The sequence below is a fragment of the Staphylococcus sp. 231237_7MaSpsaltlick genome (genome assembly GCF_043107035.1).
This window is the reverse complement of the sequence record NZ_JBICNX010000001.1, coordinates 459,325-482,824: the sequence shown is the minus strand read 5'-3', so window position 1 is coordinate 482,824 and position 23,500 is coordinate 459,325. Positions and strand designations below refer to the sequence as shown.

The following is a 23,500-nucleotide window of genomic DNA, read 5'->3' as shown; positions in this document are numbered from 1 at the left end:
GTTTAAGTTACAAATTATTAAATTTATATAATATATATTTGTAGAAGCAATGATAAACATAACTGAATAAAATTTCAAATATCAATGTAATGGATGAAATGAGTTCAATACCATTTATTTTAATAAAAAATGTTGTAAGCGATTGCAATTATTGTTTGATATCTATACAATAGCAATAAGAATGGAAACATTTCCATTTAGTTTTCTATTTACAAACTTACATGGGGGTAGAAAAATGGTAGTCAATTATCACAACGAACCAGGCATTGATTTTACAGATAGTAAAAATGTCGAGTCATTCAAAAAAGCTTTAGAAAAAGTTAAAGGTGAATTAAAACAAAAAATTCCTTTAGTTATTAATGGGGAAGAGAAGTTCACAAAAGATACGTATCAGTCTATCAATCCTGCTAATACTACTGAAGTTATTGCAGAAGTTTCGAAGGCAACGCAAAAAGATGTAGATGATGCATTTAATGCAGCTAATGAAGCTTATAAATCTTGGAAGAGATGGTCTCACAAAGACCGTGCAGAATTTTTAATCAGAGTTGCAGCGATTATTAGACGTCGTAAAGAAGAAATCTCAGCTGTTATGGTTTATGAAGCAGGTAAGCCATGGGATGAGGCTGTCGGTGATGCTGCAGAAGGTATTGACTTCATTGAATACTATGCAAGATCAATGATGGAGCTTGCAGATGGTAAACCAGTATTAGATAGAGAAGGGGAACATAATAAATATTTCTACAAACCTATCGGTACAGGTGTAACAATCCCACCATGGAACTTCCCATTCGCAATCATGGCTGGAACAACATTAGCACCAGTAGTTGCTGGTAACACAGTCCTTTTAAAACCTGCTGAAGATACGCCATTAACTGCTTATAAATTAATGGAAATTTTAGAAGAAGCGGGACTACCTAAAGGCGTTGTTAACTTTGTTCCAGGCGATCCGAAAGAAATCGGTGATTATCTTGTAGATAGCGTACACACACACTTTGTAACATTTACAGGTTCTCGTGCTACAGGTACAAGAATCTTTGAAAGAGCCGCAAAAGTGCAAGAGGGCCAACAATTCTTAAAACGCGTTATTGCTGAAATGGGTGGTAAAGATGCGATTGTTGTTGATAAAAACATCGATACAGATTTAGCTGCAGAGTCTATTGTAACTTCTGCATTCGGCTTTTCAGGTCAAAAATGTTCGGCATGTTCTCGTGCTATTGTACACAAAGATGTATATGATGAAGTGTTAGAAAAAGCAGTAGCTTTAACTAAGAACTTAACGTTAGGTAACACTGAAAACAACACATACATGGGTCCTGTTATTAATCAAAAACAATTTGATAAAATCAAGAACTATATTGAAATTGGCAGTAAAGAAGGTAAGTTAGAACAAGGTGGCGGCACAGATGATTCTACTGGTTACTTCATTGAACCAACAATTATTTCTGGCCTTAAATCAAGCGACCAAATTATGCAAGAAGAGATTTTTGGTCCGGTTGTAGGGTTTGTTAAAGGTAAAGACTTTGAAGAATTATTAGAAATTGCTAATGATACTGATTATGGTTTAACTGGTGCAGTGATTACAAATAATCGCGAAAACTGGATTGAAGCTGTAGAGTCTTATGATGTAGGTAACTTATACCTTAATCGTGGTTGTACTGCAGCAGTTGTAGGCTACCATCCATTTGGTGGTTTCAAAATGTCAGGTACAGATGCTAAAACAGGTAGCCCAGACTACTTATTAAATTTCTTAGAGCAAAAAGTTGTTTCAGAAATGTTCTAAAATAAATGATTAAAAAGAGTGAGTATATGCAATCAATCTTGATTGCATATACCGCTCTTTTTTATTCGTCTATGACTTGGATATTAATTAATTTTCTGAAATACTTGTCTAGTTCGACAGGTGGCAGTTCGATACAATGTTCTCTCATCCACTCTGTAAATCCAAATAGACTTGCACCATAAACATAAAATATAAGTTCGGCAGGAATATCAGAATCAACTGAAATACGGTGCTCATTTTCTTTAATATCATTCTGTAATACACTGATGAAATGATTAGATATCGTACGCTCAAATTCTTTGTCATGTTCTTGTTTGTCTTTAATACGCTGTAATTCAATTACATCACTAGTTCTATCTATCACTGTAAATGGTGCATTGATACGTTCTTTTAAATCGATTGAAAAATAATCTTTTGTTACGTATTTAATTAAATAAATTAAAAGATCATATTTATCATAAAAATGCTTATAAAATGTCGTTCGATGAACTAATGCTTTTTCACATATTTGATTAACTGTAATTGTTGAGAAAGTTTGTTTTTCAAGTAATTCGTAGAAACTTTGTGAGAGAGCACGTTTAGTTTTAATAACACGTAAATCTTTTGCGTTCAATATACATTTCTCCTTATTTGTAGTTTAAATATACAAATTGTAATAATTAATTCTTTTAATAAAAGGGTAAAGCATTTAGTATGTGGATAGAAATAATCTACAGTATATATTTAAACTATAACGTTGATTAATTTAGGAGGCAATAGTTTGGCAAAGTTTTTATATAGAGTAGGATCGTTTGTGGCTAAGCATAAATGGTGGAGTGTTGTTGCGTGGGTAGTTTTACTTGCGGCTATTATTATTCCCCTTACAATAAGTGCGCCGAAGTTTGATAATGACATTACTATGAATGGCTTACAATCACTCGATACTAACAAAAAAATAGAAGATGAATTTGGTCAAGATAGTGAAAAAGCTCAAATAAGAGTTGTATTAAAAAGCGATGCGAAAGAAGGTATCGTTAAGCCTGATGTGACAAAAGACATCAAAAAAGCTTTGAAAGATATCAAAGATGACGATAAAGATATCAAAAATGTTTCCGATCCATATGATAGTAAACAGATTAGTAAAGATAAAACGACTGCATTTGCAGATGTAAATTATGATGTTAAAACAACATCACTAAAATCAAGTTCTAAAGATAATATTAAAGAAAAAGCAGATGACATTAAAGACGACCATAATGTACAGGTTGAATTAATGGGTACAGGTATGGAATCTACTGAAATTGGTGGCGCTTCTGAGATAATAGGTGTGGTTGTAGCATTTGTTGTACTATTAATTACATTCGGTTCAGTTGTTGCTGCAGGGTTACCAATCGTCAGTGCATTACTTGGCTTAGGCACAGGTGTAGGTATTATTTCATTACTTACATATGCATTTGATATCCCTAATGTCACTTTGACTTTAGCGGTTATGATTGGCTTAGCAGTTGGAATAGATTATGCATTATTTATATTATTTAGATACAGACAGATAATGAAGACAGAAACGAACCATATTAAAGCAATTGGACTAGCAGTAGGTACTGCAGGTAGCGCAGTGATATTTGCTGGTGTCACAGTAATTATCGCAGTATGTGGTCTATCTCTTGTGGGAATCGATTTCTTAGCTGTTATGGGATATGCTTCTGCGATTAGTGTATTTGTAGCTGTGGTGAGTGCTCTTACTTTATTACCAGCCTTAATTAGTATTTTCCGTAAACAAATTAAACCAAAAAGAACAAAATCAGAGTTTAAAAACGATGTCGATACTGGATGGTCAAAATTTGTTGTAGGAAAACCATTATTAGCTATATTGATTGGTTTGATTATTTTAATATTAGTTGCAATACCAGTTAAAGACATGCGCTTAGGTATCCCCGATGATGGTATGAAGACTGCAGATTCGACGCAGAAAAAAGCATATGATATTATCTCGGATAAATTTGGCGAAGGATTTAATGGTCAAATTGCAATGTTAGTTAATGTTAAAGATCAAAAAGATAACCCGCAAGCTTTACAGAAAGATTTGAAAGCGATGCATCAAGACATTAATGATATGGATAACGTTGATGTAGTTACAGAACCACAACTAAGTGAGAGTAAAGACTATGCAATGATAGCAGTTATACCTGAAAAAGGACCGAACGCAGAATCAACAAACACATTGGTTCATGATCTAAGAGACTATAATGATAAAGCTAAAGATGAATATGACTTCAAGACAGAAGTTTCTGGACAAAGTGTTATCAATATAGATATGTCTCAAAAATTAAATGAGGCTATTCCATTGTTTGCTGGTGTAATTGTAGCGTTAGCCTTCATTTTATTAATGGTTGTATTCCGTTCGATTATTATACCTTTAAAAGCAGTACTTGGCTTTGTATTATCCTTAATGGCAGCACTTGGATTTACAACAGTAGTTATGCAAGAAGGCGTTATGTCTGGATTATTTGGTGTCGATACTACTGGACCATTACTTGCATTTTTACCGGTTATAACTATAGGGCTATTGTTTGGCTTGGCAATGGACTATGAAGTATTCTTAATGTCACGTATTCATGAAGAATATACGGTTACACGTGATAATGAACGCGCCATAAAAGTAGGTATTAAAGAGAGTGGGCCAGTGATTGTTGCTGCTGCATTAATCATGTTTAGTGTATTTATTGCCTTCGTCTTTCAAGATGATGTAATGATTAAATCAATGGGATTAGCGCTTGCATTTGGCGTACTCTTTGATGCAATCATCGTACGTTTAATATTAGTACCAGCATTAACTAAACTATTTGGTAAAGCATCATGGTATATGCCTGCATGGTTAAATAAAATTTTACCAAGTGTCGATATAGAAGGACATGGATTAAAAGATAATATAGATAAAACAGATAAAAAGTAAATACTTGTTAATGAGCAAATACTAAGATTAGCCATGAAGAAATCTATGACAATAGAATTTTTCATGGCTATTTTTTATAATTTTAGAGAAAAATAATACATACGTATTATTGGGTTTTAAAGGCGCTACTATTAAATATATTTCACACTTAGTTAGCATTGCTAGGATGGAATGACAAAATTAATTTGAATCAATTAGTTTTCTGTTCTACTACCTTTTTGTCAAAAAAAGAACAAATTTTAGAAGTTATAGATTATTGGGGATATTTCTTTAAAATAAGAAACTATAAAGAGGTGAATTATGGAAACTTTTTATAGTATAGAGTTGATGGAACAGAATAACGATTATACACAAGTTAATCAAGGGTTACGGCTTGGATTGATACTGAGTGACAAAATGACAATTTGGAAATTTAATGAATCTTATGAGTTCAATGAAGGTGATGTATTTATTATTAATCATCAAGAACCATATAGATATAGCAAAGGCAAAGAAGCGTTATGTATTGTTATTCATTTACCGGAAAATTATTTGAAACAGTACTTAACTGATTTTAGCGATAAACTATACATGTTAGATAAAGCACATTTACAAGATGCCATATACAAACAAATTGTTAATCTTATAGCGAAAATTGGGATTGTTTATATCAGAAAAGGTGAATTTTATCGTTTATACATTGAACAACAATTGATAGAGTTAATGTTTATAATTGCACGTTTTTTACCTACAAAAAGAAATGAGATTTATAGAGAAAGCATAGAGGATAATCGTGTGGCATTTGTATGTAATTATATAGAAAATAATTATAGTAATAGTCTTACGCTCAATGAAGTAGCTGATAAGGTACATCTTAGTACTGCTTATTTATCTAAAGTATTCACACGACAAGTTGGTTTGGGATTTAGCCAATATATAACTCATATTAGACTGAAACATTGTAAGAAAGATTTAGTTATGACAGATGAGTCAATTACACAAATTGCTGTGAAACATGGATTCAGTAATTCGAACACCTTATTAAAACATTTTAAAGCACATGTGAAATTAACGCCGTCTCAATTTAGAGAAAAATATAAAAATATAGAAGCAATAGAAACTACTAATAGAGAACAAAAAGAAATTATTTATCAAAAATATTTACATTATTTATCATTATATATTATCCAAACAGATGATATGTTATTACAGTCACCTGAAGCTCAAAAGATAATAGATATTAGACTCCAAGAAACAAGCCAAATACTTTCATCTTACGATCATGTCATTCAAATAGGAAACTTAGAAGTATTACTCATAAAAAGGTTTAGAAAACAATTACGTGAAGTTAAAAATACTATTGGCATAAATCATATATTAATAAGGGATCCAATTAAAGAAGGATTTGTAGAGCATAAATGGATTGAAAGTGATGAAGAAATACCCAATATACATCCATATATGAAGTTAGATGAATGCTTGGATTTTCTAATTGAACACCAAATAGGTTTAGGAATAGAAATAAATCCACCTAAGACAAGAGTGAACTTTAAAGGTTATTATCAAGAAATGACTTATTTATTAGAACATATGTATAACATATTAATTGATAGAAAATCACTTGATTTAGTAGTTTACATTAGTACTATTGATGAACAGATATTTCAGTCTCTTGTGAAATTGTTTAAAAATTATTTTCCCCATGTCAAAATAGTGATGAATATAGACAACGGTTCAGAAAAACATGTGAGAGCAGCTAAGTATATTTTAGACTATCATCGAAAAGAGATTGATAATATCGCTTTTAGTGCAAATCAAAATGACATGATTAATTTTAAATCAATTGATAATAATCAATATAACCAATCCAAAAAATATATCATATTAAAATTGAAGCAAATTAAGCAGTGGTTAGGTTTAAAAGACCATAGTACCCCATTTACTTTGTTAAAATGGAACACATTGACAGGGAATACAAATTACACAAATGGTGCCTATTTTCGTGCAGGTATTATTTTTGAACAGTTGATAGAGATGAACAGAGATATTTGTATAATTGGGTATTGGTTGAATTTTGAGATACATCAACAATACTGTCAGAAAGAAACCGTTGCTCAGTTGCATGGTATCGATTTATATCACCAATTTGGTAGCAAGCGTCCAGCCTTTTTTACAAGTGCATTATTTGCGAAACTTTCTGAACATATTTTATATAAAAATGAAAACTGTATGGTTACAGGCGATTTTAATCATTTTCAAGTTATTGTATGGAATGCAGAACATTATAATCCTTATTTCACGATAAATGACCCCTCAAATGATATAAATTATAAAGAATATCAGTTTAATATTACGAACGCTTTGCCTGGTATGTATAAAATTAAACATTACACATTAGATCAGAATCACGGTGCGCTATATAAAGTTTGGCAACAATATAATACACGCTACGGCATGGACAAAGAAACGATTGATTATGTAAATCGCGTGACTTATCCAAAATTAAATATTAGCGAAATTAAAGTTACAAATACAATTAACTATCATTTGAAAATACTAACCAATGCTATACAAATTATTGAATTCAGAAAGTATTTTAATGAAGAAGCTTAAAAGCTAACCGAGGGTGAGATAACTTCAACACCCCTAGGTTAGTTTTTTTGGTGAATAATGATTACACATAATATGGTTATTGAAAAGTTTTGTGAAAATGACAAAAAAGAGTGTTCGATTTTTGTCATTATTAAAAAGGAACACAAAGTTATTATAAAAAGAATATAAGAATAACAAATATCCTATATTAAGAAAAAAACGAGAGCGCTAAAATCTTTTTTGAGAGAGGATAGCAAGTATCATTGATAGAAGATGTTTTGTAAACATCTCACAATTGAGCTTATCTTCCCTGTTTGTCATTTGTAAATTTAAAAATAGGAGGAACATAAAATGACTCAAAAGGGAAATGCGCAAACATATAAAGGTGACAATAAACTAATTTTAGGAATCGTGTTAGGTGTTGTAACTTTTTGGTTATTTGCACAATCTTTATTAAATGTTGTACCTACGTTGCAACAATCATTTCATAGTAATATCGGAACAATCAGTATAGCAGTGAGCATTACGGCGTTATTTTCTGGTATGTTTGTTGTTGGGGCTGGCAGCCTAGCTGATAAAGTAGGTCGTGTAAAGATAACTTATATTGGTTTATGGTTAAGTATTATAGGATCATTATTAATCATAGTTAGTAACTTACCAATATTATTAATTGTAGGTAGAGTTATACAAGGACTCTCAGCAGCTGCTATCATGCCTTCGACATTAGCAATTATGAAAGCCTACTTTGATGGTAAAGATAGACAACGTGCATTGAGTTATTGGTCAATCGGTTCGTGGGGAGGTTCAGGTTTAGCATCATTGTTTGGTGGAATGGTCTCAACATTTATTGGTTGGCGTTGGATTTTTATTTTATCCATACTTATTGCTTTATTATCAATGTATTTAATCAAAGGAACGCCTGAAACGAAATCACCAGTAACTAATAATAAACACTTTGATTATACCGGTTTAATTTTATTTGTAATTATGATGTTAAGTATTAATATTGTCATTACGCAAAGTGGTACGTTGGGATTATTCTCACCAATAATTTTAGGGCTTAGTATCGCTTTTATACTGTCAACGATAATTTTTTTGAAAGTTGAAAATAAAATAGGCAATCCATTAATTGACTTTAAGCTATTTAACAATAAGGCATACACAGGTGCAACACTATCTAATTTCTTATTGAACGGTGTGGCGGGTGCTTTACTAGTTGCTAATACGTTTGTACAACAAGGGTTAGGATTTAGTGCGTTTCAAACAGGTTTACTATCAATAACATATTTAGTAACCGTATTATTGATGATACGTGTTGGAGAAAAAGTATTACAAAAAGTGGGCGCAAAAAAACCAATGGTCTTAGGAACTTCTTTTAATATGATTGGTATTATTTTAATTTCACTAACTTTTTTACCGAGTATGATTTATGTAGTTGTCTGTATTTTTGGCTATTTACTATATGGTTTAGGGTTAGGATTTTATGCTACGCCTTCAACGGATATGGCTATTTCTAATTCACCAGAAGATAAAGTTGGTGTAGCTTCGGGTATATACAAAATGGCATCATCATTAGGTGGCGCGTTCGGTATTGCTTTATCAGGAGCATTATATGGTATTGTAGCTAATTTGACTAATGTACAAATTGGTGCGTTAGCAGGCTTATGGCTAAACGTTATTATGGCTTTGTTATCATTATTTATTATTATGATTATGGTACCAAAGACAAAACGGGTTAGAAAATAAATTTCAATAGGGTTGGCAAATATTTTGAAAAGAAAAAGTGTATAATGTAATTATCATGTTATAGGGGGAACTATTATGGTGAAAGAATTAATAGATTTATTGAAAGATAAAGAAGAACGAATGATTGAAATTCGTCGATTTCTACATCAGTATCCTGAGTTATCGTTTCATGAAGAGCAAACTCCAAAATATATCGAAGAATTTTATAAAAACAAAGATTGTGATGTAGAAACCAACATAGGACCTAATGGGTTAAAAGTGACAATTGATAGTGGGAAACCAGGTAAGACAATCGCTATACGTGCCGATTTTGATGCGTTGCCAATTCAAGAAGACACTGGATTATCATTTGCTTCAAAGAATAAAGGGGTAATGCATGCATGTGGCCACGATGCTCATACCGCTTACATGTTAATCCTTGCAGAAACATTAATAGAATTAAAAGAAAAATTCAATGGCAAAGTAGTAGTTATTCATCAACCTGCGGAAGAAGTACCACCAGGTGGGGCACAAGCAATGATTAAAGATGGCGTGTTAGATGGTGTAGATCATGTGTTAGGTGTTCATGTTATGAGTCATATGCCTACTGGAACGATTTTTTATCGTGAAGGTAACGTGCAAACTGGCAGAGACTTCTTTAAACTTACAGTAAAAGGACAAGGTGGTCATGGTTCATCGCCACATACAGCAAATGATGCTATTGTTGCTGGTGCGTATTTTGTGAATGCTGCTCAAACAATTGTATCAAGAAGACTAAATCCATTTGAAACAGGGGTCGTAACGATTGGTTCATTTGATGGTAAGGGCCAATTTAATGTCATCAAAGACAGTATCGTTATTGAAGGAGATGTTCGAGCACTTACAGATGATACAAAACGTACCATTAAAAACGAAGTTACACGCTTATCTGATGGCTTAGAATCTATGTTTGGTGTAACTTGTGAGTTAGAATATCATGACGATTACCCTGCCCTATACAATGATCAAGCATTCACGCGTTTTGTTGTAGATTCAATTGAAAATGCAGAAACAGACGCAATTAAAAAAGTAGAAAGATGTGAACCACAACCACCGTCTGAAGATTTCGCATATTACGCTAAAGTGCTACCAAGTACGTTCATATATGCAGGTGCAGCACCTGAAAACGGTGAGATTCACCCACACCATCATCCTAAATTCACAATTAGTGAAAAAGCAATGCGTGTTTCTGCAGAAGCGGTAGGTATTACTGTATTAAATTATCTAAAATAAACTAATAATTAAGACACCTTATTATAAAGTGACGAGCGTATACTTTATAACGTAAAGGTGTCTTAAATTATGTTGTTATAATGATGACTAAAATGTCCTTTAAATACATGCCGCTAACATTGTCATAAAAGTTTATAAGTTAACTATTAAGTGTATATATATAAGGACAATAAAAAGATGAAGGATGATTATGATGAATGGCGATAAAAAGATAAGCGAATTACTAGATAGTTATAAAAAACCATTAAAAAAACTTTTTAAATATGATAAATCAAAAGCTTTAACATTTGATAAAGAAAGTAGAAGTAAAGTTGAAAATGAAAAAGGCATTTTTGTAATATTTAATAATAAGAAGCCTATATTTGTTGGGCAAGCTGGTGGATTTATGACGGGATACAAGTTGACACAAAAAGATCTGAACGATAAATTAGGCCAATTTAATTTGAAATCTGATGCAGGCACAACGAAATTTAGAAAGGCATTTAGCGCGCAACAAAATCTAGATGAAACAGAACAACAAAATATTAAAGCAGAAACTTATAATTTAAAATTTCAATATATTAAAGTAAAAGAGAACCCAGCGATGATTAACATACTAGAACTGCTTGCTATGGAATACGCAAAGGATAATGAGATTGAACTATATAACTTCTTATAAATTAGAATAGATTATTGTCGATTTTAATGCTTAAAGTGAGGTGGTTTGAAATGAATTTAAGCACATTAAGTTTTCATTTTCAGCAACATGAGATAAAAATAAAGTTGCCTAAAAACTATTTTAAGACTGAAGGGAAGTCTTATCCACTAGTTATAGTACAAGATGGCGACTATTTATTTAAAAATATAGAAAAAGAAGTAATATTTGCTGGAATTGTTCCTAAAGACAGAAAGCAAGACTACACACCTTGGTATGCCAATGTAAATGATATTGAGTATAGTGGTAAGGCAGACAATTATTTAACTTGGATAGCCAGTGAATTATTACCATATTTAAAAAAGTGCTTTAGCATTTCTGAAGAATATAAGGATATAGCTATCGCAGGCGCATCATTTGGTGGCCTAGTATCGTTGTATGCATTATTAACAGAGCAAGACGTTTTTGGTACCTTTATATTGATATCACCATCAATATGGTACCCTGGTTTTCTAAAGTTTATGAAAAATAATGAAATTCTTAAACAGCCATGCCATGTGTACTGGTATGTAGGTGAATTAGAAGGGAAGCAAAATAAACATTTAAATAGAAATATGGTCTCGCAAACAGAACAAGGCGTTGATATTTTAAATGAACTTTTAATCTCTGAACAATCGGTGTTTCACTTTGTAACCAATAGAAAAGGTATACACCGTAAAAATTACTTTAAAAAATACTTTAAACACGCAATTAAGAAATTATTTTGACTAAATGAAAAAGTTTTTCACCTATATTATCTGAAAATTCTTTAAATTAATGTGAATTCGATACTTTTAAGTTAGAAAAATGATAACATTCATAGTGTAAGTATTTATAAAAAAGATGAACGTCTACTAATAGTGTAATGAAACACCGAAAAAGTATTGTATGATGTTTTGAATTTTTATAAATATTAATTGAATTTATATTTGAATATAGGGGATGCTTTTATGACAGAAAACACTAAAAATTTTTCGGGAAGTAAATTATTGACTGCCATTGTATTATCTATATTAACTTATTGGCTGTTTGCGCAGTCTTTTTTAAATATAGGACCAAAGATACAATCAACATTTAGCACTAGTCCAGATATAGTTAATATTTCAATTAGTTTAACATCATTTGTTACTGGTGTATTTATGGTTGTAGCTGGTAATTTTTCAGATAAACTTGGTAAGGTGAAAATGACTAGAATCGCATTGATACTTAGTATTATAGGTTCGCTTATGTTGATTATTTCTGGAAACGTTGTTTTGTTACTTATGGGGAGAGTGGTGCAAGGACTTTCAGCCGCTATTATAATGCCGGCCACAATTTCAATAGTAAATGAATTTTTTGAAGGTGATGAAAGACAAAAAGCGTTAAGTTATTGGTCGATTGGCGCATTTGGCGGTACTGGTTTATCTTCTTTTTTTGCAGGTGCAATGGCAACATTTATATCATGGCAATCGATTTTTGTATTATCTATTATTTTATCTCTTTTGGCGTTATTCTTGTTGAACAATTTACCCGAAAGTAAATTAGTTAAATCAGCGTCTAATCAATTTGATTATATAGGGCTTACTATATTTGTTATTATGATTGCAAGTATTAGTTTTGTTATTACACAAGGCTATAAAATCGGGTGGTTAAGTTCGCCTACCTTAATATTAAGTGTACTATTTTTTATTTGTATTTTTGTATTTTATAAATTCGAAAAGTCTAAACGCACACCTTTTATTGATTTAGAATTGTTTAAAAACAGACCATATATTGGTGCAGTATTAGCTAACTTTTTATTGAATACTGGTGTAGGTGTTATTGCATTGTTTAACATGTATGCCCAAGGTGGATTGAAGTTGAGTGCCTTTCAAGCTGGTATGCTCACTTTACCTTATTTAATTACATTATTACTTGTCGTTCGATTAGGTGAAAAAAGTATTAAGCGTTTTGGAGCAAAACGTGCGATGGTTATTGGTCCGATATTTACAGCTCTGGGTATATTACTGTTTAGTTTTACTTTCTTTGATAAACCTTTATATATAATTGTAGCGTTAATTGGAGCTGTATGTTTTGGTGGAGGCACTGGTCTATTTGCAACACCAGCTTTAAGTACGGCAGTATCTACTACACCAGCTGAAAAAGTAGGCGTCGCATCAGGTATTTTTAAAATGGGATCTACACTAGGTGGTGCATTTGGCATCGCAATTATGACATCTATTTTTACAGGTATAATACAAAGCGGGCGTAGCGTAGAAACAGCAGGAAGCATAGGTTTTATCGTAGGCACATGTTTAGTTATTTGTGGCGTGTTAGCGAGTGCGCTAATTATTCCAACTAGAAAGATTAAAACTAGATTGAAAACAAACTAATATATTAATTAGTATGGACGAAAATCCTACATATCAGTATTTTAATAATTAACATGGTAAAGAGTTTTTAGATTAAGATATTTATAATTAAGAGGAGTGGAGTAGAAAGTCAAAGACTTGGTTTCTCCGCTCCTCTTTATCTTAATTTATGCTTGAAAGCTAAATGTAAATCGTGGGTAAATGCAATCAAAGGTCTAATAGTCATTTGAATACTTCCGATAACAAATAAAATAGTACCAGTTGTTACGGTCGAACTGCTGAAAAATAAAAAGCTGCCACATAAAAATACTAAACCTAAGATAATATCATTTAATTGGTAGAGCGCTTTATAAATTAATGTAATACGCTCGGATCGTGGGTTTTTATGAAAATTTAGATCTATACTTTTGTTTTGTTGTTTGAAGTGACTCACATAGTACCTCCTAGAGTTAATGTGTATATGAATTGTACATACCCCAAAGTATTTACATCAAACAAATAAAGTTTTATGATTATAGAAAATTAAAAGGGTGGAAAAGAGGGATATTATTTATTATAAAACAACTTATCAATCACCGATTGGACGCATTACCTTAACCTCTGACGGAGAAAGTATTACAGGTTTATGGTTACCAAACCATCAAGACATTGAAGCACATTACGATGATAAGTTAATTGAGCAAGAGCAACCAGTATTTGAACAAGCAATATGTTGGTTAGATAGCTATTTCTCAGGAAATAAACCGGAAATAGATTTTCCTTTGAAGGCTAGAGGGACTTCCTTTAGAGAAACAGTTTGGAAAATACTGTTAGAAATACCGTATGGAAAAACGGTAACTTATAGTGACATTGCTCGGAAAGTTGCGCTAGAAAGAGGTAAAGCGAAAATGTCTTCGCAAGCTGTAGGGGGAGCTGTTGGAAGTAATCCAATTTCTATTATCATCCCATGTCATAGAGTCGTGGGTAAAGATGGTAGTTTAACAGGTTATGGTGGTGGCATTGACACTAAAATTGAATTATTAAAATTAGAAAAATTAGATATGACCCAGTTTTACAGACCTAAAAACAGTACCAAACCTTGAGTTTAGTACTGTTTTTTTGCATTTCCGAAAAGTAAAATATGTATTAATTAATATACTAAATTTTATGGAAAGTTGATAACTATCTTCAGTATGTTATTCTATACAACATGAAAATAAATTATTTAGGTGGTGCAAGTTTTGGGGGATGGCAAAAAGCAATTTTCGAGTGTATTTATTTTTTCGGCAACAATTGTGGGTTTATTAGTACTAATTGGTGCAATTTTCCCAGCGCAATTTGGAGAAATAACAGGCTACATATCGACATGGGTAACAAAAACATTTGGCTGGTATTACATGTTACTTTACACAGTGATTTTAGGTTTTTGCGTATTTTTAGTATTCAGTCCAATTGGAAAATTAAAATTAGGCAAACCGTCTGATAAACCAGAGTTTCATACGGTATCATGGTTAGCAATGTTATTTAGTGCAGGCATGGGGATTGGTCTCGTATTCTATGGGTCTTCGGAACCTATATCACATTATTTAGCTCCACCCACTGCTGATGCAGAAACGAAAGCAGCAATGTCAGAAGCATTTAAATCAGCATTTCTTGACTATGGATTTCATCCATGGGCTGTATATGGTGTAGTGGCATTAGGGTTGGCATACTCGCAATTTCGTAAAGGTGAAAATGGCCTAATTTCTAGAACATTAAGACCTGTATTAGGTGATAGAGTAGACGGTCCAGTTGGCGTCATAGTAGATGTATTAAGTGTATTTGCAACAATTATTGGTGTGGCAGTATCACTTGGTGTCGGTGCCATTCAAATTAACGGTGGTTTGAATTACTTATTTGGTGTTCCTAACAACGCGCTTATTCAAGGCATAATTATTGCAGTGGTTACCGTCTTATTTTTATATAGTGCCTGGAGTGGTTTGAGTAAAGGGATTCAATATTTAAGTAATTTAAATATGATTTTAGCAGGTTTATTATTGGTCGTTATTTTTATAGTGGGCCCTACGATGTTAATTGTTAATATGATGACAAGTGGTACTGGGGACTATTTAAATACATTAATCTTTAATAGTTTAGATGTAGCGCCGCTGAACGAACAAAAAGCTGAATGGCTACAAAGTTGGACAATCTACTATTGGGGATGGTGGATGAGCTGGAGTCCATTTGTAGGTATTTTCATAGCTAGGATTTCAAAGGGACGTAGTATACGTGAATTTGTTATCGCAGTATTAGGTGTACCTGTAGTGATTAGTATTATATGGTTTAGTGCTTTTGGTGCTACAGGTATAGATATAGGGCAAACACATAGTGAAATTTTCAAAATGCCCCCTGAGACGCAACTATTTGGTATATTTAATGAACTACCATTTGGCTTTATATTATCAATTATAGCATTGGCATTGATTTCTTCATTCTTTATTACTTCAGCGGATTCAGCAACATTTGTATTAGGAATGCAAACAGCTTATGGTACATTAAATCCTTCAGGTTTCGTCAAAATTATATGGGGGTTAGCATTAGCTGCGATTGCTTATGTATTATTACTTGCTGGTGGAGATACGGGATTAGATGCTTTGCAATCAGCAGCAATCATCTCCGCGTTACCGTTTAGTTTTGTTGTGATATTAATGATGATTTCATTATATAAAGATGGTAACGAGGAAAGAAAACAACTAGGTTTGTCATTAAAACCAAACGAAAAGCAATTTGAATTTTATAAAAAACAAGTAGAAGAAAATGATAAGAAATAAATTATAAAAATAATTAGGTGTTTTAATCATTGGGGCGTTTTAAACTAATCCAATGGTTAGACACTTTTTTAATATGCATAGATAGATATAATAGAAAACAACTTACATGTAGTATTGTAAGTTGTTTTTAATTTACCTAATAAAGTTATACCGTGTTATTATTATCTTCTTTATAAAAATATGTTTAAAGCTGAATACAAAAGCAACAATGACATAATTACTTTAAATATATAATTGTGTCTATTAAGAAATTCTTTTAGATAATTCCCTAAAATGCCCCAAATTAGTAAACAAGCCCAACCTATAATAACTGTTATAGCCATGTATATGTATACTGTTATTTTCATATTAGAGATTGGTAATATAAAAGCTCCTAATAAAGTAACGAAAAATAGTAAAGATTTCATATTTAAAATTTGAAGTAAAAACCCTGATTTGAATGATAAATATGTTTCATTATTTATACTGGTTTTAGTGGAAGCGTATGTTTTACATGCTAAATATATCAAGTATAAAAAACCGAAAATCTTTAAAAACATTTCGATTTTCATAATTAATTCTTCTAGTGTAAATAAAAAAATTATAGAAATTATGGCTAAAAATAAAAAACCTGCTAATACGCCACATATAAATTTCTTTGCCCCAGATAATCCATATTCTTTAGAAGAATTTAAAATAAATAGGTTACTCGGCCCGGGAGTAATTGAAGTTACAAAAACATAAATCAAAAATCCTGTCATATTAATCACCTCATTAAAATTTTAATGTGATAATGTCTATAAGTAAAATTAATGTTATTGTTAATACATTAATAATATTAATAGGTGATGTAATGAATATTAAGCAATTGAAAATTTTAAAAGCACTCATAGATACAGGGAGTTACACAAAAACAGCAAAATTATTAAATTATACACAGTCCAACATCTCACAACAAATTCGCCAATTGGAAATAGAATTAAAGAACGAATTATTTTTACACTCAAATAAGCAACTGATTCAAACAAAATTTTTACTTCAAATTATGCCTTTAGTAAATGACTATATTTCTACACATGATCAAATATTGAACGTTTCTAAAAATGAAAATAATAATAAAAAACTAAAAATTGCTGCTCCTGAATCTTTAGTTACAACTGGTTTAAGTGATGCTATAAAGCACTTTTTAGAAAAGTACCCAGATACTGATATTGATTTATATAACAACTCTTGTAATTATAATCAAACTTTATTAATGAATGGAGAAGTAGATATAGCTTTTGTTATTAACAAAGAAATACAAAATAAATATATAAATAAACATATACTAAGTCCTGAAGAAATAGTCGTGGTAGCGCATAAAGATGCTCCTAATTCACTCGAAGAGCTATTAAATAATAAGCGATATAACCATTTTGTTATTAATGAAAAAGATAGTACTTATCGTAAGATGTTTGAAGAATTTGTAGATGTAAATAATCTAAAAATAGAGAAAAAAACAGAGTTATGGAGCATAAACACTATAAAAACTTTCATTTTAGATAATATGGGGTTCAGTGTCTTACCCTTAAAAACTGTTAGAGAGGAAATAAGAGAAAATAATTTGAAAATCATTGAAACATGTAGTGATTTACCTGTGTTTTATTCTTTTGCTTTAACAAAAAAGAAAGAATGGGAATTTAATTTAGCCAATTTATTTTTGAAAGAAATCAAAAGTTTCTTATAAAAATATAGGTTTATATACTTATCTCTCTTAAGTTATAAGCGAAGCTATTTCAGCACATTACGCTAAATGCATCATTACCATAGTATATATATATCTGTTTTTGTGAATAATTCGAAAAATGTCCCACGTACTATTGGTATATGATTTGATATTCATTGCTGAATTCAATTGTTTGTTAATTGTAATGGTTTCTCTTTTGCCAGTGTTTAAATATTGTTCGTAACTTTATTAAATAAATTATTATAACTATGTTCTGCCCTGATTAGTTCTCTGTTTTTTTAGCATTTTGAAAATTTTATGAAAATTAGTATACATCGGCATTTCTCTTTATTATATTTCAAAATTCTTCTTATTTTGCATCCCTACCCACTATGATGCTATAATACGTGTAACGAAAATAAGTACTCACTTATACACCAATCCCCTCACTATTGCGAGTAGTGAGGGGATTTTTGTTGGTGTGGCTTAATGTCGCCTATTTTTATTGCATTTATTTAGCCAATAAGTAAAATATGCAAAAGCACAGCCACTGATGACTGGCGCTATGATGTGAACGAAAATAATCATCACTTTATACGCCTCTTCTCTACGTCAAATTGACGCATGAGAGATAGGCGACTCCATTACTATACCACCTGTGAATGTAAAAGCAGATTCACTTTTAATACTTTGAATGATATCAGTTTAAGAGCAACATAATGTACCTTACTTTAATAAAAGTTGAATTCGACACTATGATTATTTATGTATTTATTTTATACAGATATAACAAATGATTAAGGCTAGGACAAATAAAATTTTGCCCCAGCCTCACATTAAATTATAAAGAGATAAGAATAAGTGATTTAAAACTTAATTTAAGGTATTATAATTACGGATATGATCGTTAATGCTTTCAAGATAGAAAATTGCATTTTCTTCATTTTCTAGCTCAGTTTCGTGATCAAATTCTAAATTATCAAAACGGTTGAAGAAAGTTTCATATGTTTCAACTGAAATTTCTGTACGGTTGTTTAGTAAATCTTTATGTCCTTGGATATCAAGTGCATCTTGGTAACCTTCAACAACTTTACCACTAAAGAATTCGCCAACAGACCCAGAACCATAACTGAATAAACCAATTGTATCATTTGCAGCTAAATCATGTGTTTCTAATAATGAGATTAAACTCAAGTATAGAGAACCTGTATAGATGTTACCTACATAACGATTATAATAAGTAGCTGCATCATAACCAGAAGTTAGACGCGTTTTAGTTTCTTCATCTACGTCATCTGTTAAAATTGAATCAAGTGCTTTTTTGCCCATTTTAGTAAATGGTACATGGAAGCATAAAGAACTGAAATCAGCTAGTGATTTATTGTAACGACGTGCATATTCTTGCCAACTTTCTTGGAATGAACGAATATACGCATCTTTTGATAACGCCCCATCTACAAGTGGATAAGGTTGGCCGCTTGGACGCCAAAAATCATATACGTCTTCAGTGAAAGCAACTGCGTCGTCATTTAGTTCAAGAATACGTGGGTTTTGTGATATCATCATAGCGACTGCGCCTGCACCTTGTGTAGGTTCGCCACCAGAATTCAAACCATAACGTGCAGTATCACTTGCAATGACCAGCACTTTTTCATCTGGGCGTTGCGCTAAATAGTCTTTAGCTAATTGGATAGCTGGTGTTGCAGCATAGCAAGCTTCTTTCATTTCAATACAACGTGCAAAAGGTTGAATACCTAACAAATTATGTATTTGCACTGCTGAAGCTTTTGCTGAATCTATCGCAGATTCAGTTGCAACAATAACCATACTGATTTGTTTTTTATCTTCTTCTGTAACGATGGCTTTTGCAGCATTAGCACCCATCGACACAATATCCTGACTCATCGGACTTACTGACATCTCAGTTTGGCCAATGCCTAATAAAAACTTGTTTGGATCCACTTGACGTGATTCGGCAAGTTTAGCCATATCTACATAAAATCTTGGAACATAAAAATTAATTTGATCAATACCAACTGTCATAAAGCGTATCGACACCTTTCTATATATAAATAAGCAACTGTATCATACCAAATCAAACGCATAAAATACAATTATTTGAAAAGAGTTATAAAGGAGACTAATTATGAATAAAGTAGCAATTGTAAGTGCAAAACGTACACCAATAGGAAGATTCAGAGGGAAATTAAGCAATTACTCAGCAGTTGAGCTTGGAACAAAGACATTAGAAGCTGCGATGAAGGCAATACATATAGATCCACAGAAAGTGGAACAAGTTATCTATGGTAATGTATTACAAAGCGGCAGTGGTCAAAACCCTGCTCGTCAAATAGCAATTCATTCTGGTGTGCCAAATACAGCTCCAGCTATGACAATCAATGAAGTATGTGGCTCTGGTTTGAAGTCTATTATTTTAGGAAAGCAATTAATCCAATTAGGTGAAGCTAAAGTAGTAGCTGTAGGTGGCGTAGAAAGCATGACAAACGCACCTAAGTTAGTGCTTAATGAAGATGAAGCCCCTGTAGATAGTTTTATGCACGATGGTCTTACTGACGCATTTTTAAACGTACCTATGGGCATTACAGCCGAAAAAATTGCTGAAAAGTACAACGTATCACGTGAAGCACAGGACTATTTTGCTAACGAATCTCAACAAAAAGCACAACAAGCAACAGAAGCAGGTAAATTTAATAATGAAATCGTTCCGTTAGAAGATATAAATGGGGAAATGATGACTACGGATGAAGGTATTCGCGGAAATAGTAGCGTTGAGAAATTAAGCACACTAAAAACAATATTTAAAGAAGATGGCACAGTAACAGGTGGTAATGCGTCTAGTATAAACGATGGTGCATCAACTATCATTTTAATGGATGCTGAATATGCGAAGCAAGAAGGCTACGAAATTTTAGCTATAGTAGGAGAGCATGCCGAAATTGGTTGTGATCCTGAGTATATGGGTTATGCACCATATCATGCAGTGACAAGATTATTAGATAAGACAGATAAAGTCATTGATGACTTTGATGTAGTAGAAATGACAGAAGCTTTCGCATCGCAAAGTATTCCTGTGAGAGATAATTTAAGTATATCTGAAGATAAGTTGAATCTATATGGCGGTGCGATTGCGTTAGGCCATCCTATTGGTGCCAGTGGTACGCGCTTAGTTACAACTTTAGTTAATATTTTAGCTCAAGAAGAGAAACAATCAGGCATAGCAACTGCTTGTATCGGTGGCGGTTTAGGAATTGCAATTCAAATTGAAAAGGAGAATAACTAATGGAACCATTAGGTAAGACATTTCGTCATTTGTCCAGAACAGAAAAGTTAGAGGAATTAGTAATTAAAGGACGGTTATCTGAAGAAAATAAAAATGTGTTACTCAATAACCCTTTAATTTCAGAAGAGATTGCGAATAGTCTTATAGAAAACGTCATTGGACAAGGGACATTACCTGTAGGTTTATTACCTGAAATCAAAGTAGACGATAAATCATATGTTGTGCCAATGATGGTCGAAGAACCTTCAGTAGTTGCAGCAGCAAGTTATGGCGCAAAGCTTGTAAATCAAACTGGAGGCTTTAAAGTTGTTTCTAGTGAGAGTTTAATGATTGGGCAAATTGTATTTGATGGTGTGTTAGATACTGCAGTTTTAGAACACCGTCTTCAACAACTTGAACCACAAATGAAACGTATTGCGGATGAAGTGTATCCTTCAATAATTGAGCGTGGCGGTGGTTTTCGTAAAATTGAAATAGATACATTCCCCGAGGAAGGCTTATTGTCATTAAAAGTCTACGTAGATACTAAAGATGCAATGGGTGCAAATATGTTAAATACCATCTTAGAAGGTATAACAGCTTATTTAAAAAATGAATTAGAACATGTTGATATATTGATGAGCATTTTATCTAATCATGCAACTGCATCTGTCGTTAAAGTACAAGGAGAGATTACAGTTGATGCATTGTCAAAAGGTGGTCGTGATGGTCAAGATGTAGCCAAAAGAATGGAGCGTGCATCTGTATTGGCTCAAGTTGATATTCACCGTGCAGCCACACATAATAAAGGTGTGATGAATGGTATTCACGCTGTCGTGTTGGCGACAGGTAATGATACTCGTGGGGCTGAAGCCACAGCACATGCATATGCAAGTAAAGATGGTCAATATCGTGGCCTAGCTACGTGGCATTATAATGAAGAAAAACAAGTGCTTGTAGGTACAATTGAAGTGCCTATGACATTGGCTACTGTAGGTGGTGGTACTAAAGTATTGCCAATCGCAAAAGCGTCTTTAGAATTAATGAAGGTTGATTCTGCGCAAGAATTAGGTCATGTTGTAGCTGCCGTGGGATTAGCACAAAATTTTGCGGCATGTCGAGCATTGGTTTCTGAAGGTATTCAACAAGGTCATATGAGTTTACAATATAAATCTTTAGCAATTGTAGTAGGTGCGCAAGGTGAAGAAATTGCTCAAGTAGCAGAACGCTTAAAAACACAAGATCGTGCAAATACAGCCGTTGCACAACAATTGTTAGAAGAATTAAGATTCAAAAAACAATAATATAAACTAACCCCTAAATGATTTTCTAATGCATTTAGGGGCTTTTAGCATATAAGTAAATTAGATAGTGAATTTTAAAGTAATTGATTTATTTGAAACTTTGTATACCATATAATTAAAATATGAAGAAATTAAAGAAAGGGGAAATGATTAATGGACAATAATAAAGTGCCTTCATTATTATATACGGGAAACGCTAAAAGTGAGGTGCCTATCCTTGCTCATGAACAAGGGATACAAACCATTACGGCAGAACCATGGTTAGAAATTTCTGATAAGGGATTACAACTCGAAGGACTCTGCTTTGATAGAAATGGAGACTTGATCCTTTGCGAAGTTTTTGGGGGAACTATTTTTCATGTAGCCCTGCCTGATAAAAAAATTACTCGAATATTAAATTCACATAAAGAAAATCCAGCAGCCGTTAAAATACATAAAGACGGACGATTGTTTGTGTGTTATTTAGGAGATTTCGATAGTTCAGGTGGTATTTATGCTGTTGATGCAAATGGCAATAAGATTCAAGAAATTGTATCAGATATTGAAACAGAATATTGTGTGGACGATTTAGTATTTGATAGTAAAGGTGGGTTTTATTTTACGGATTTTAGAGGTTATTCTACAAATACTAAAGGCGGTGTTTACTATGTTTCACCAGACTTTCAATCTATTACACCTGTTCTACAAAACTTAGCAGTTGCCAATGGTGTAGCACTTAGTACTGATGAAAAAACACTGTGGGTAACAGAAACGAATGCGAACCGATTACATCGTATTGATTTATTAGAAGACGGCGTGACTATCGCACCATTTGGAGCGTCTATACCTTATCATTTCACAGGGCATGAAGGTCCTGATTCGTGTTGTATAGATAGTGATGATAATTTATATGTCGCAATGTATGGTCAAGGAAGAGTTCTGGTATTTAATAAGAGAGGTTATCCAATTGGTCAAGTTTTGATCCCTGGTCGAGACTCCGGCCATATGTTGAGATCAACGCACCCTGCATTTATTCCAGGAACAGATCAATTGATTATTTGTTCAAATGATATTGAAAATGATGGTGGTTCTTGGATTTATACAGTGAAAGGATTCGCTAAAGGACACCATAGCTACCAATTCCAATAAAATAAAAAACGTTGATTTGCAGTTTTCGTTGC

The 23,500-nt window shown here is 32.5% G+C and carries 18 protein-coding genes and 1 pseudogene; 14 read left to right on the top strand and 5 right to left on the bottom strand.

The window, feature by feature from the left end:
- Positions 1–235 precede the first annotated feature (235 nt).
- Positions 236–1,780: an L-glutamate gamma-semialdehyde dehydrogenase gene (gene pruA, locus ACF91D_RS02395; RefSeq protein WP_039069205.1), complete on the top strand. Its 1,545-nt coding sequence runs from the start codon at positions 236–238 to the stop codon at positions 1,778–1,780.
- A 61-nt stretch (positions 1,781–1,841) separates the two neighbouring features.
- Here the strand turns inward: pruA and ACF91D_RS02390 are convergent, their stop codons facing one another.
- Positions 1,842–2,393 carry a TetR/AcrR family transcriptional regulator gene (locus ACF91D_RS02390; protein WP_392436413.1) on the bottom strand — a complete coding sequence of 184 codons (552 nt, stop codon included), beginning with the start codon at positions 2,391–2,393 and terminating at the stop codon, positions 1,842–1,844.
- A gap of 147 nt (positions 2,394–2,540) precedes the next feature.
- Between ACF91D_RS02390 and ACF91D_RS02385 the strand changes: the two are divergent.
- The 7 genes and pseudogenes from ACF91D_RS02385 to ACF91D_RS02355 all read left to right on the top strand — a co-directional run.
- Positions 2,541–4,682: pseudogene (locus ACF91D_RS02385) on the top strand (MMPL family transporter); the annotation flags it as partial.
- 330 nt (positions 4,683–5,012) lie between these two features.
- The gene (gene aryK / locus ACF91D_RS02380; RefSeq protein WP_327620979.1) at positions 5,013–7,304 is read left to right on the top strand and encodes a transcriptional regulator AryK; all 2,292 of its coding nucleotides are present in this window, start codon (positions 5,013–5,015) and stop codon (positions 7,302–7,304) included.
- A gap of 330 nt (positions 7,305–7,634) precedes the next feature.
- Complete coding sequence (locus ACF91D_RS02375) at positions 7,635–9,029, top strand: MFS transporter (protein ID WP_107548928.1); 1,395 nt, start codon at positions 7,635–7,637, stop codon at positions 9,027–9,029.
- Between the two features lie 75 nt (positions 9,030–9,104).
- Positions 9,105–10,280 (top strand): M20 family metallopeptidase, encoded by a 1,176-nt coding sequence (locus ACF91D_RS02370; protein WP_039069311.1) that lies wholly within the window; start codon positions 9,105–9,107, stop codon positions 10,278–10,280.
- A gap of 193 nt (positions 10,281–10,473) precedes the next feature.
- Complete coding sequence (locus ACF91D_RS02365) at positions 10,474–10,938, top strand: hypothetical protein (protein ID WP_039069310.1); 465 nt, start codon at positions 10,474–10,476, stop codon at positions 10,936–10,938.
- 50 nt (positions 10,939–10,988) lie between these two features.
- Positions 10,989–11,681 (top strand): alpha/beta hydrolase, encoded by a 693-nt coding sequence (locus ACF91D_RS02360; protein ID WP_069793142.1) that lies wholly within the window; start codon positions 10,989–10,991, stop codon positions 11,679–11,681.
- Between the two features lie 222 nt (positions 11,682–11,903).
- Positions 11,904–13,304 (top strand): MFS transporter, encoded by a 1,401-nt coding sequence (locus ACF91D_RS02355; RefSeq protein WP_039069308.1) that lies wholly within the window; start codon positions 11,904–11,906, stop codon positions 13,302–13,304.
- Positions 13,305–13,440: 136 nt separating this feature from the next.
- Here ACF91D_RS02355 and ACF91D_RS02350 read toward each other — a convergent pair whose 3' ends face one another.
- Positions 13,441–13,716: a YrhK family protein gene (locus ACF91D_RS02350; protein ID WP_039069307.1), complete on the bottom strand. Its 276-nt coding sequence runs from the start codon at positions 13,714–13,716 to the stop codon at positions 13,441–13,443.
- Between the two features lie 115 nt (positions 13,717–13,831).
- Between ACF91D_RS02350 and ACF91D_RS02345 the strand changes: the two genes are divergently transcribed.
- Together ACF91D_RS02345 and ACF91D_RS02340 are read left to right on the top strand one after the other, a co-directional pair.
- Entirely contained in the window at positions 13,832–14,365 is a 534-nt protein-coding gene (locus ACF91D_RS02345) for a methylated-DNA--[protein]-cysteine S-methyltransferase (RefSeq protein ID WP_119585999.1), read from the top strand.
- A 138-nt stretch (positions 14,366–14,503) separates the two neighbouring features.
- Positions 14,504–16,072 carry a BCCT family transporter gene (locus tag ACF91D_RS02340; protein WP_069793141.1) on the top strand — a complete coding sequence of 523 codons (1,569 nt, stop codon included), beginning with the start codon at positions 14,504–14,506 and terminating at the stop codon, positions 16,070–16,072.
- A gap of 170 nt (positions 16,073–16,242) precedes the next feature.
- On the opposite strand, the gene ACF91D_RS02335 is transcribed toward ACF91D_RS02340, so the two are convergent.
- Complete coding sequence (locus tag ACF91D_RS02335; RefSeq protein WP_081325023.1) at positions 16,243–16,812, bottom strand: LysE family translocator; 570 nt, start codon at positions 16,810–16,812, stop codon at positions 16,243–16,245.
- Between the two features lie 92 nt (positions 16,813–16,904).
- Here ACF91D_RS02335 and ACF91D_RS02330 point away from each other — a divergent pair, with 92 nt between their 5' ends.
- Positions 16,905–17,777 carry a LysR family transcriptional regulator gene (locus ACF91D_RS02330; RefSeq protein ID WP_069793140.1) on the top strand — a complete coding sequence of 291 codons (873 nt, stop codon included), beginning with the start codon at positions 16,905–16,907 and terminating at the stop codon, positions 17,775–17,777.
- A 465-nt stretch (positions 17,778–18,242) separates the two neighbouring features.
- Here ACF91D_RS02330 and ACF91D_RS02325 read toward each other — a convergent pair whose 3' ends face one another.
- Positions 18,243–18,347 (bottom strand): type I toxin-antitoxin system Fst family toxin, encoded by a 105-nt coding sequence (locus ACF91D_RS02325; protein ID WP_318759691.1) that lies wholly within the window; start codon positions 18,345–18,347, stop codon positions 18,243–18,245.
- A gap of 282 nt (positions 18,348–18,629) precedes the next feature.
- Positions 18,630–19,799, bottom strand: a complete 1,170-nt coding sequence (locus tag ACF91D_RS02320; protein WP_039069299.1) for a hydroxymethylglutaryl-CoA synthase — start codon at positions 19,797–19,799, stop codon at positions 18,630–18,632.
- A 103-nt stretch (positions 19,800–19,902) separates the two neighbouring features.
- Here ACF91D_RS02320 and ACF91D_RS02315 point away from each other — a divergent pair, with 103 nt between their 5' ends.
- From ACF91D_RS02315 to ACF91D_RS02305, 3 genes are all read left to right on the top strand, one after another.
- The gene (locus tag ACF91D_RS02315; protein ID WP_039069298.1) at positions 19,903–21,057 is read left to right on the top strand and encodes a thiolase family protein; all 1,155 of its coding nucleotides are present in this window, start codon (positions 19,903–19,905) and stop codon (positions 21,055–21,057) included.
- Complete coding sequence (locus tag ACF91D_RS02310; RefSeq protein WP_327620977.1) at positions 21,057–22,340, top strand: hydroxymethylglutaryl-CoA reductase, degradative; 1,284 nt, start codon at positions 21,057–21,059, stop codon at positions 22,338–22,340. The genes ACF91D_RS02315 and ACF91D_RS02310 overlap by 1 nt, the downstream gene beginning before the upstream one ends.
- Positions 22,341–22,493: 153 nt before the next feature.
- Positions 22,494–23,468: an SMP-30/gluconolactonase/LRE family protein gene (locus tag ACF91D_RS02305; protein WP_327620976.1), complete on the top strand. Its 975-nt coding sequence runs from the start codon at positions 22,494–22,496 to the stop codon at positions 23,466–23,468.
- The last annotated feature ends 32 nt before the right edge of the window (positions 23,469–23,500 follow it).

Excerpts from the sequence above, each read along its gene's own strand:
- pruA (WP_039069205.1), top strand. The coding sequence starts at position 236 with ATGGTAGTCAATTATCACAACGAACCAGGCATTGATTTTACAGATAGT.
- aryK (WP_327620979.1), top strand. The coding sequence starts at position 5,013 with ATGGAAACTTTTTATAGTATAGAGTTGATGGAACAGAATAACGATTAT.
- ACF91D_RS02375 (WP_107548928.1), top strand. The coding sequence starts at position 7,635 with ATGACTCAAAAGGGAAATGCGCAAACATATAAAGGTGACAATAAACTA.
- ACF91D_RS02370 (WP_039069311.1), top strand. The coding sequence starts at position 9,105 with ATGGTGAAAGAATTAATAGATTTATTGAAAGATAAAGAAGAACGAATG.
- ACF91D_RS02365 (WP_039069310.1), top strand. The coding sequence starts at position 10,474 with ATGAATGGCGATAAAAAGATAAGCGAATTACTAGATAGTTATAAAAAA.
- ACF91D_RS02360 (WP_069793142.1), top strand. The coding sequence starts at position 10,989 with ATGAATTTAAGCACATTAAGTTTTCATTTTCAGCAACATGAGATAAAA.
- ACF91D_RS02355 (WP_039069308.1), top strand. The coding sequence starts at position 11,904 with ATGACAGAAAACACTAAAAATTTTTCGGGAAGTAAATTATTGACTGCC.
- ACF91D_RS02335 (WP_081325023.1), bottom strand. The coding sequence starts at position 16,812 with ATGACAGGATTTTTGATTTATGTTTTTGTAACTTCAATTACTCCCGGG.
- ACF91D_RS02330 (WP_069793140.1), top strand. The coding sequence starts at position 16,905 with ATGAATATTAAGCAATTGAAAATTTTAAAAGCACTCATAGATACAGGG.
- ACF91D_RS02320 (WP_039069299.1), bottom strand. The coding sequence starts at position 19,799 with ATGACAGTTGGTATTGATCAAATTAATTTTTATGTTCCAAGATTTTAT.
- ACF91D_RS02315 (WP_039069298.1), top strand. The coding sequence starts at position 19,903 with ATGAATAAAGTAGCAATTGTAAGTGCAAAACGTACACCAATAGGAAGA.
- ACF91D_RS02310 (WP_327620977.1), top strand. The coding sequence starts at position 21,057 with ATGGAACCATTAGGTAAGACATTTCGTCATTTGTCCAGAACAGAAAAG.
- ACF91D_RS02305 (WP_327620976.1), top strand. The coding sequence starts at position 22,494 with ATGGACAATAATAAAGTGCCTTCATTATTATATACGGGAAACGCTAAA.